This is a genomic window from Psychrobacter sp. T6-1 (genome assembly GCF_052258445.1).
Genome location: NZ_JBQQFC010000387.1, coordinates 1 through 1,896 on the forward strand (window position 1 = coordinate 1; position 1,896 = coordinate 1,896).

General features: G+C 46.4%; 2 protein-coding genes. One reads left to right on the forward strand and one right to left on the reverse strand.

Annotated elements, in window-relative coordinates:
* Positions 1–767: MFS transporter (locus tag ACTXGO_RS13070; RefSeq protein ID WP_443574827.1), on the reverse strand; the 767-nt coding region annotated here is incomplete at its 3' end.
* A gap of 189 nt (positions 768–956) precedes the next feature.
* Between ACTXGO_RS13070 and yghU the strand changes: the two genes are divergently transcribed.
* Entirely contained in the window at positions 957–1,808 is an 852-nt protein-coding gene (gene yghU, locus ACTXGO_RS13075; protein WP_443574828.1) for a glutathione-dependent disulfide-bond oxidoreductase, read from the forward strand.
* Positions 1,809–1,896: the final 88 nt, after the last annotated feature.

Consider the following 1,896-nt stretch of genomic DNA (forward strand, 5'->3'; position numbering starts at 1 on the left):
CCTAGCGGAAATAGGGGCGCGGCTCTACGTCTAGCGTGCCAAACATACGCGCCAATAAGTATTGAGGCGATAGCGCCAAGTAGTAGGCCGTACACTCCGCGCCCTGATTGCGAGCCAAACTCAACCGCTAGGGTAAATCCGCAGGCCGCGGCGGCAAATAACAAAAACCCTGTCCAATCTAAACGCTGGGTGTCCTCAAACAAGGCGGGCACCAGTTTGCGCCCCATAACGAACCCAAGTAGCCCCATAGGAATATTGATTAAAAATATCCAGTGCCAGCTGGCATACTGGACAATATATCCGCCAAGTACAGGGCCAACTAAAGGCGCAATAAGCGCGGGTATCACCGCAAAATTCATGACGGTAAGCAGCTGGTTACGCGGATAGGACTTGACTAAGATAAGCCTCGCCACTGGCGTCATCATCGCACCGCCTAAACCTTGTATGATGCGTGACCCAATTAAGATGTTAAGCGTAGGCGAGGCGGCGCACATTAAAGAGCCGACAGAGAAGACGACAATGGCAGATAAGAACACACGGCGCGTACCGTATTTGTCTGCCAAAAAACCACTAACGGGGATAAATATAGCCAAAGCGAGCGCATAACTGATAACCGCCCATTGCATTTTAAGCGGCGACTCACCAAGTGCTAACGCCATTTGCGGCAATGAAGTGTTCAAAATAGTGGCGTCAAGGATCTGCATAAACAAAGCCACTGCCAGTACATAAGGCAAAAACTTTTGCTGAGTGGGGGTCAATGTCACCATTATCGCCTATCTTAAATTACCTAAGTGGCGCTAGTATAAGAACTCCGCCCAAATAATTAAAGAGCATCAAAGTAAACGTATGGATTACTAAATAAGGCTTTATAGCGCCTTGCTATGCCCGTTATAGTAGGGCGGCGATGCAACATAAACCTACAATCACCATCAAATAACAATCTAAGAGGATAACCCATGAGCCATCTTGACAACCAAGCAAAATCTTACACGCCGCCCAAAGTCTGGACGAATGATCAAGAAAATGGCGGTAAATTTGCCAGCATCAATCGCCCAGAATCAGGCTCGCGCCATGAGCAAGTATTACCTGTAGGACAAGCGCCGCTACAGCTATACTCCTTAAACACGCCAAACGGTATCAAGGTCAATATCTTGTTAGAGGAATTGGCTGAGCTTGGAATCAAAGAGGCGGCTTATGATGCCTACAAAATAGACATCTCAGAGGGTGATCAATTCGGCTCAGGGTTTGTTGAGATCAATCCCAATTCTAAAATACCTGCTTTGGTGGATCATAATAGCGGCACAATTGATGCCAATAAAAATGATGAGCCGCTTGCAGTGTTTGAGTCGGGTGCTATCTTGATGTACTTGGCAGAGAAATTTGGGCAGTTTATACCGATGCAGCAGGGACGCGCGCGCAGTGAATGCTTATCATGGGTAATGTGGCAGATGGGTAGCGCACCGTATCTGGGCGGCGGTTTTGGTCATTTTTATGCCTATGCGCCATATCCGATGGAATATCCAATTAACCGCTTTACTATGGAGACCAAACGCCAGCTTGATGTCCTGGACAAGCATTTGCAGAATCAAAGATACATGTGCGGTGATAGCGAGAGCGATTACAATATTGCCGACATCATTATTTGGGCATGGTATGGTCAATTGGTACTCGGTAAGCTGTATGAAGCAAAAGAGTTTTTGCAAGTTGATAGCTATGAGCATCTAAAACGCTGGGCGCAAACGATAGCAGAACGCCCTGCAGTTAAACGTGCAGTTGAACTGCCTCTTAATCCTATTAGTCAATCTTAATAACCGTATACTTTACTGTCTAAAGTACTATACAAAACAGGCCTGATAAGGATATTCTTATCAGGCTTTTTGGTAAGCTAAGCTAACA